The organism is Streptomyces sp. JW3, from assembly GCF_052216785.1.
In the GTDB taxonomy this organism is placed as follows: Bacteria; Actinomycetota; Actinomycetes; order Streptomycetales; family Streptomycetaceae; genus Streptomyces.
In genome coordinates this window covers 1-7689 of sequence record NZ_JBQOUX010000190.1, presented here as the reverse complement: position 1 = coordinate 7689, position 7689 = coordinate 1, and the positions used below count along the sequence as shown (strand labels likewise).

Sequence of the window (7689 nt, the reverse complement as noted above, 5' to 3'; positions counted from 1 at the left end):
GCCCGGGACCGCACCGGGACCGCCTACGAGGCACCCGTCGCCGTACCGACCGGCCCCGGCGACCACGCCCACTCCACCGGACCGGACCCGAAGCCGCACACCCGCCCCACCGGACCGGACCCGCAGCCGCGCGCCTGCCCCGACACGCCGGGCGCGCGTCCGACGGCATCGAACGGCCGGGACCGGCCCGCGGGCGTGGTCACCGCGTCCGGGATCGGCCGGGACCGGCCTGCGGGCCTCGCTACGTCGTCCGGGAGCGGCCGAGACCGGCCCACGGACCGCTCCACCCCGTCCGGGAGGGGCCGGGGCCGGCCTGCGGGCCACTCCACCCCGTCCGGGAGCGGCCAGGACCCGCCCGCGAACCGCGCCACCCCGTCCGAGATCGGCCAGGACCGGCCCACGGACCGCTCCATCCAGTCCGGACCGGTCGTCACCCGGGCCCGAGACCGCGCGCCCGGCGGCGGCTTCGAGCGGGTCCTCGCCCGCGGTCTCGCCACCGCCGCCGAACGCGCCGTGCGCGGCCTGCCCGAGGCGCGGCCCGGCCCGGCCGGGTCGGACGGACCGTGCGCCCCGGCCGAGGAGCTGACCGGTGACCCGGCGCGCGGCGCCCCGCGCCCGTTCCGCACGGTCGAACAGCCGGCCCTCGCCTCGGTCGGCACTCTGCTCGCGGTGGCGTTCACCGCCGTCGAACCCTGGGCGGAGTGCCGGCGGCGCGGCCACGACGCCGCCGCCGAGGCCGTCCGGGCGTACCCGGAGCACCGCGCTCCGGTCCGGACCCGAAGGTGAGGGGGACCGCCCGATGCCGGTGGTACACGTCAACGGAATCAACCTCGGCTACGACGACCACGGCTCGGGCGAACCCGTGGTCATGGTCACCGGGACCGCGGCCCCCGGCCGGATCTGGCGCGCCCACCAGGTGCCCGCCCTGAAAGCCGCCGGCTACCGCGTCGTCACCGTCGACAACCGCGGCATACCGCCGACCGACCTGTGCGAAGAGGGGTTCACCCTCGACGACATGGCGGCCGACGTCGCCGCGCTCATCACCCACCTGGACGCCGGCCCGTGCCGGGTCGTCGGCTTCTCCCTCGGCGGCATCATCGTGCAGGAACTGCTCCTGGCCCGGCCCGACCTGGTCCGTCAGGCGGTGCTCATCGCCTCCTGCGGACGCGCGGACGCGCTGATCACCGCCATGTCCGCCGCCGACCTCGCCCTCGCGGACAGCGGGATCACCCTCCCGCCGCGGTATGCCGCCTATGTGCAGGCCCTCCAGAACCTCTCCCCGGACACCCTCAACGACGAGGAACAACTCCAGGACTGGCTGTCCGTCCTCGAACTGGCTCCCGCCTCGCCCGCCGCGGTCCGCGGCCAGCTCGGCCTCCAGCTGATCGGCGACCGGCTGCCCGCCTACCGACGGATCACCGTGCCCTGCCAGGTCATCGGCTTCCGGGACGACCTCGTCGCCCGCCCCGCACTGGTAAGGGAACTCGCCCAGCACCTGCCCGGCGCCGCCTACGCGGAAATACCGGGCTGCGGCCATTACGGCTGCCTCGAAAGACCCGACGCCGTCAACGAGATCATCACCGCGTTCTTCGCGCGGAACTGAGCACTGCGGCATACCCTGACCTTTTGCGCACAACTCCCGGGACCCAAGGGCCAGTTGTCGGGCCGGGTGTCAGAGTCGCAGTCTCAGGGCGAGAGTCGCGGTCGGCAGAGTTCTTCGCGAGGGGTGGACGATGAGAGTACTGGTGGTCGAGGACCATGCCGTGCTGGCGGACTCGGTGGCGCGGGTGCTGCGCCGCGAGGGCATGGCCGTCGACGTCGTCCACGACGGGGAACGCGCCCTGGAGAGCACGTCGGTCGTCGACTACGACGTGATCGTGCTCGACCGGGACCTGCCCGGCATCCACGGCGACGAGGTGTGCGGCACCCTCGCCGAACAGCCGGTCCAGCCCCGCGTGCTGATGCTCACCGCGTCCGGCACCATGGCCGAGCGGGTCGAGGGGCTCAACCTCGGAGCCGACGACTACCTCCCCAAGCCGTTCGCCTACCCGGAGCTGATCGCTCGGATTCGGGCCATCGGCCGCCGCCCGCAACGGGCCCTGGCGCCCGTCCTGGTCCACGGCGACCTGCGCCTCGACCCGGCGAAGCGGACCGCCAGCCGGGCCGGCGAGCGACTGCCGCTCAACCCCAAGGAACTGGCGGTGCTGGAATACCTGCTGGCCGCCCAGGGCAGGCCGGTCCCCACCGAGGAACTCCTCGAACGAGTGTGGGACGAAGCCACGGACCCCTTCACCAACACGGTGAAGACCACCATCAACCGCCTGCGGTCCAAACTCGGTTCCCCGCCCGTGATCGAGACGGTGCCCCGCGGCGGGTACCGGATTTGAGGTGCCCGTGCGGCTGTTCCCGCGCTTCGCAGACTTCCTCGACCGCGCCAGGGTCGCCGCACTGCTGAAGCCGCGCCGGGTGCGCATGCGTCTCACGCTGCTCTACGGAGGGCTGTTCGTCCTCTCCGGCGCGGTGCTCCTCACCGTCACCTACCTGCTGGTCGCGGGCACCACCACCAGCCTGGTCCTGATCGACGGCATCCAGGCCTCACCCGGCGCCGACCGGCCACCGCGCATCCACCGCTCGATCGGCGTGGACGGTACCGGAGCCGCCGCCGGCGGCGGCCCGGGAGACATCGACCAACAGGCCGAGGCACTGAACGAGCAGGCCCGCCACACCCACCAGGAGATGATCGACAACCTCATGTTCAACGCGGTGATCGCCCTGGCCATCACCTCCGTCATCTCCATCTGGCTGGGCTGGGTGGTCGCCGGACGCGTGCTGCGCCCGCTGCGCTCCATGACCACCACCATCCGGCGGATCACCGCCCGCAACGTGCACGAGCGGCTGGCCGTCGAAGGTCCCCGCGACGAACTGAAGGACCTCGCCGACACGGTGGACGGACTCCTCGGCCGGCTGGAGACCGCGCTCGACTCCCACAAACGGTTCGTCGCCAACGCCGCGCACGAACTGCGCACCCCGCTGACGCTGGAACACGCGCTGCTGGAGGAGTCCCTCATCGACCGGGATCCCACCGTCGACACCTTCCGGACGAACTTCGAACGCCTGCTGACCATCAGCAAACAGCAGGGACGCCTGCTGGAGGCACTGCTCTTCCTGGCCACCAGCGAACGCGGCCTGGACCGGCCGGAACCGGTGGACCTCGCGGACCTCGCCGACGAGGCCGTGGACGCCGTCCGCCCGGCGGCCGGCAGCCGCGGGCTGCGGCTCGACGCCCGCATCGCGCCGGCCTCCCTCGAAGGCGACCCGGCGCTCGTCGGACGGCTGGTGGCCAACCTCCTCGACAACGCCCTCTCCTACAACGTCCCGGACGGCCGGGTGCAGCTCACCGTCGGCACCCGCGCCGGACGCGCCTTCCTGACCGCGGCCAACACCGGGCAACGCGTCCCCGACGACCAGGTCGACCGGCTCTTCCACCCCTTCCAGCGGCTCAGCCGCAGCGCGGACGACGGCCACCACGGCCTCGGCCTGTCCATCGTCCGCTCCATCGTCGACGCCCACGGGGCCGAACTCACCGCCCGCGCCGGCACCGACGGCGGACTCGTGGTGGACGTCCTCTTCCCCGAGCGCCACCGGATCACCGGCCCGCCCGCCGGAACGGCCGGCACCTGGCCCTAGTCAAATCGCCGCCACCCGTGTCCAAGTGCCGATAATGAATGGTTGGACACCGGCCCACAATTCCGTCGCTTGTCGCCCCGGAAGGGGCTCACTATCGTGGGAAACGCACTCGGTGAACCCCACTGACGGGAGTGGTCACAGTGAATCCTTTCGACGATGAAAACGCGTCCTTCCTCGTTCTCGTCAATGACGAGAACCAGCATTCTCTCTGGCCCGCATTCGCCGAAGTGCCGGACGGCTGGAAAGCCGTGTTCGGCGAGGACACCCGGGCGGCGTGCATTTCGTACATCGAGAAGAACTGGACGGACATGCGCCCGAAGAGCCTCGCCGACCGGATGGCCGCCGCCCAAGCCGTGAACTGACCGAAGGCCGTCGGGCGAGACAACGGGACAGAGGTGGTAGCTGTGGCCATGATGGGTGGCCCAGGACCGGTGATCGTACGGGGGGACGGACCTGACCCCTCCCTTTCCAAGCAGGACGTAAGGCCCGGCACGGCAAAGCGCATCATCCCGTACGCCAAGCGGCACCGCCGCAGCATCGGAATCCTGCTGGCCGCCACGACGCTGAACGCGGGCAGTGCGGTGGCCATTCCACTGCTGTTCAAATACCTCATCGACAACGGCATCATGAAGGGCGACACCTCCGTCGTCGTATGGATAGCCGTGGCGGTGGCCGCACTGTCGGTGGTGGCCGGACTCCTCGGACTCGTGGAGGCATGGCTCTCCGCCCGCGTCAGCGAGGGCCTCATCTACGACCTGCGCACCGAGGTGTTCGACCACGTCCAGCGTCAGCCGCTGGCGTTCTTCACCCGCGCCCAGACCGGCGCCCTCGTCAGCCGGCTGAACACCGACGTGATGGGAGCGCAGGCGGCACTCACCTCGCTGCTCTCCACCGTCGTCTCCGCCGCACTCACACTGACGTTCGTCCTGGTCACGATGGTCTACCTGTCGTGGCTCATCACGCTCGTCTCGCTGCTGCTCGCCCCGTTCTTCATCCTGCCCGGCAGGATCATCGGACGGCGGATGCAGCGCCTCATGCGCCGGCACATGCAGATCAACGCCGAAATGGGCTCGATGATGCATGAGCGGTTCAACGTCACCGGCGCGCTGCTCGCGAAGCTCTACGGCCGGCCCGACCGCGAATCCGCCGAGTTCTCCGGACTGGCGGACCGCAGCCGCGACGTCGGCGTACGCACCTCCGTCCACATGAAGCTGCTTTTCCTCTCCACCATGCTGGTCAGCTCACTCGCCACCGCCGCGGTGTACGGAGTCGGCGGCCACCTGGTCATCGAGGCCACGATCCAACTGGGCACCCTGGTGGCCCTGGCCACCCTTCTGACCCGCCTCATGCAGCCGATCGGTCAGCTGTCCAACGCCCAGGCGGACGTGATGAACACCCTGGTCAGCTTCGACCGGCTGTTCGAGGTGCTGGACCTCGAACCGCTCATCGCGGAGAAGCCGGGTGCGACACCGATCGGCACGGCCACGGACATCGAGTTCGACAACGTGTCGTTCCGCTACCCGAACGCGGCCGACGTCTCCCTGGCATCACTCGAATCGATCGCCCTGCCGATGCCCGAACGCGCGGGCGACGCATGGACGTTGCGCAACCTCAGCTTCACCGCGCCGGCCGGAAAACTCACCGCGCTGGTCGGCCGCTCCGGCGCGGGCAAGACGACCATCACCCACCTGGTCCCGCGGCTGTACGACCCGGGTGAGGGAACCGTCCGGATCGGCGGCCAGGACCTGCGGGACGTCACCCTGGAGTCCCTGCTCGACACCGTCGGCATGGTCACCCAGGACGCCCACCTCTTCCACACGACGATCCGTCAGAACCTCATGTACGCCCGCCCGGACGCCGTCGAGCAGGACCTGATCGACGCCTGCCGGGCCGCCCAGATCTGGGACCTCGTCGAATCGCTGCCCGACGGCTTCGACACGGTGGTCGGCGACCGCGGCTACCGGCTCTCCGGCGGCGAGAAGCAACGGATCGCGATGGCCCGGCTGCTGCTCAAGGCGCCGCCCGTCGTCGTGCTCGACGAGGCCACCGCCCACCTCGACTCCGAGTCGGAGGCAGCCGTCCAGCTCGCCCTGCGCACCGCGCTGAAGGGCCGGACATCCCTGGTCATCGCCCACCGGCTGTCCACCATCCGCGACGCCGACCAGATCCTTGTCATCGACGAGGGACAGGTCAAGGAGAAGGGCACCCACGAGGAACTGCTCGCCGCGGGCGGTCTCTACGCCGAGCTGTACCGCACCCAGTTCGCGGGGCAGTCGAAGAACGGCTCCGCCCCCGCCCGCGAACGGGACGAGCCCGCCCGGCAGGCCGAACCGGCCGAGTTCGCCGGCCACGTGGGTCCGGGCGGCCCAGGAGGCCCGGCAAGCGTGGGCGGCCCGGGAGGACCAGGCGGCCCGGTGCACGTCGGCGGCCCGATGCCCGGCATGGGACCGGGACCGCGTCCCGTACCCGGAATGCCGCAGGGACCGATGCCGGGCATGGGCCCGGGACCGGTGCCCGGCGGCCCGGGACCGGTACCGAGGCAGGGCCCCGGCGGCCCGCGAGGCGGACCCCGCTTCCGTCGCGGAGGTCCGAACGAGGGCCCGAAGGGCGGCTCGAACGGAGGTCCGAGTGGAGGTCCGAACGGAGGCCCGCCCCCGCAGGACCGCCAGGGCCCCGCGTAAGCCCAACGGGCTCCGACCCGCACGCCCTCACGACGCAGCGCTCCGCCCCGCCCGCCCGACCGCCGGGGCCGGGCACTGTGTCCCGACACGCCCCGGCACCAGGTGCCGGGGCGTGCCGCCCGCCGCTGCCGTGGAAGCCTCTCGAATCAGCCAGTGGAGACCCTGCGATGTCTGACTCTCGCCCGCTTCGCCCGGACCACGCGGACCACGCGGACCAGCCGCGGGCCACGGCACCCTCGTCCGCCCCGCCGGCGGCCCCGGCGGCCTGGTCGTCCGTGCCCGCCCGCATCGCCCAGTGGGCGGCCCGGACACCCCGGGCCGTGGCGGTGCGCTGCGGGACCGAGACGGTGTCGTACGCGGAGCTGGACCGCCGGGCGAACCGGCTGGCACGCCATCTGCGCCGGTCCGGGGTGGGTGCCGAGTCACGGGTCGGGCTCGGGCTCGCCCGCGGCGCCGACATGGTGGTGGCCGTCCTGGGCGTCTGGCGGGCCGGGGCCGCGTACGTACCCCTCGACCCCGCATACCCGGCGGACCGCCTGCACCACATGATCACCAGCAGCGGGGCCGCACCGGTCATCGACGGCGACTGGCTGACGGCGGCCGACCAGACGATCGCGGCCGAACCGGACACCCCCCTCGACATACCACTGGACCCCGGCCAACTCGCCTACGTGATCCACACCTCGGGCTCCACCGGCCGCCCCAAGGGCGTCGCGGTCGCACACCGCGCCGTGGCGGACCTGGTGGACGCCATGACACCGATCCTGGGCACCGGACCGGGCGAAACGACCCTTCAGTTCGCGTCGTTCAGCTTCGACGCGTCGGTGCTCGACCTGGCCGCCACCCTGGCCGCGGGCGGCACCCTGGCCGTCGCGAGGAGCGAGGAGCGCTCGGACCCCGCGACGCTCGCCCGGATGATCCGCGACAGCGGTGTCACCGTCGCCAGCGTCGTCCCGTCCCTGCTGTCGACCCTCGACCCGCAGACGGTGCCCGAAGTACGGAACTGGCTGCTGGGCGCGGAACGGCTCAACGCCGGCCTCGCGGCCCGCTGGCGGGCCCGCACAGGTCTGTGGAACACCTACGGCCCCACCGAGGCCACCGTGATGGCCACCGCCGTGGAGATCCCCCGGACCGCCAGCGCCGAGGACGCGCCGCCGCCCATCGGCCGCCCCCTCGCCGGCACGCACGCCTTCGTCCTGGACGAGTCACTGCGCCCGGTACCGGTCGGTGCGGTCGGTGAGATCTATCTGGCCGGTCCCGGTCTGGCCCGTGGCTATCTGGGCCGCGCGGACCTGACCGCCGAGCGGTTCGTGGCCTGCCC

General features: G+C 72.0%; 6 protein-coding genes and 1 pseudogene. All 7 read left to right on the top strand.

Going from position 1 to position 7689, the window contains the following annotated elements; genetic code table 11:
* Window positions 1–786: pseudogene (locus ACTT8P_RS37525) on the top strand (hypothetical protein); the annotation flags it as partial.
* Window positions 787–799: 13 nt separating this feature from the next.
* Window positions 800–1603, top strand: coding sequence for an alpha/beta fold hydrolase (locus tag ACTT8P_RS37520; protein ID WP_442836274.1), 804 nt, complete (start codon window positions 800–802; stop codon window positions 1601–1603).
* 130 nt (window positions 1604–1733) lie between these two features.
* On the top strand, window positions 1734–2387 hold the full coding sequence (locus tag ACTT8P_RS37515) for a response regulator transcription factor (protein WP_361160017.1): 654 nt from the start codon (window positions 1734–1736) through the stop codon (window positions 2385–2387).
* Between the two features lies 1 nt (window position 2388).
* Complete coding sequence (locus ACTT8P_RS37510) at window positions 2389–3687, top strand: sensor histidine kinase (protein WP_442836273.1); 1299 nt, start codon at window positions 2389–2391, stop codon at window positions 3685–3687.
* 140 nt (window positions 3688–3827) lie between these two features.
* Window positions 3828–4049, top strand: a complete 222-nt coding sequence (locus ACTT8P_RS37505; protein WP_361160023.1) for an MbtH family protein — start codon at window positions 3828–3830, stop codon at window positions 4047–4049.
* 48 nt (window positions 4050–4097) lie between these two features.
* Window positions 4098–6368 carry an ABC transporter ATP-binding protein gene (locus ACTT8P_RS37500; protein ID WP_442836275.1) on the top strand — a complete coding sequence of 757 codons (2271 nt, stop codon included), beginning with the start codon at window positions 4098–4100 and terminating at the stop codon, window positions 6366–6368.
* Window positions 6369–6535: 167 nt separating this feature from the next.
* Window positions 6536–7689: amino acid adenylation domain-containing protein (locus ACTT8P_RS37495; RefSeq protein WP_442836272.1), on the top strand; the 1154-nt coding region annotated here is incomplete at its 3' end.

Coding starts and splice junctions, on each gene's coding strand:
- ACTT8P_RS37520 (WP_442836274.1), top strand. CDS start 800: ATGCCGGTGGTACACGTCAACGGAATCAACCTCGGCTACGACGACCAC.
- ACTT8P_RS37500 (WP_442836275.1), top strand. CDS start 4,098: ATGATGGGTGGCCCAGGACCGGTGATCGTACGGGGGGACGGACCTGAC.
- ACTT8P_RS37515 (WP_361160017.1), top strand. CDS start 1,734: ATGAGAGTACTGGTGGTCGAGGACCATGCCGTGCTGGCGGACTCGGTG.